Source organism: Pseudomonas sp. PS02303, from assembly GCF_029959925.1.
Classification (GTDB): Bacteria; Pseudomonadota; Gammaproteobacteria; order Pseudomonadales; family Pseudomonadaceae; genus Aquipseudomonas; species Aquipseudomonas mandelii.
Map to the genome: position 1 here is coordinate 1 of NZ_JASCOM010000599.1, position 255 is coordinate 255.

Below are 255 nucleotides of genomic sequence, written 5' to 3' on the forward strand. Positions count from 1 at the left end.
AGATGTCGCGATGCTGGTTCCACTTGATGTTGCCACCGGTGCGCTTGCACACGATGACTTTCTGGATGCTGCTGGTTTCCGGGTTGGTCAGCGCGTCATCGACGTTGGACTTGAGCGGGATCTTCTTACCGGCACGAATGCCTTCGTCAGCGGTGATGACCACTTTGGATTTGCAGTCGATGATGCGACCGGCCAGGGCTTCCGGCGAGAAACCACCGAACACCACCGAGTGAATCGCACCGATCCGGGTGCAGG

The 255-nt window shown here is 58.4% G+C and carries 1 pseudogene; it reads right to left on the bottom strand.

The features are described from left to right. Window positions 1–255 (bottom strand): annotated as a pseudogene (locus tag QMX98_RS35185) (acetyl-coenzyme A synthetase); the annotation flags it as partial.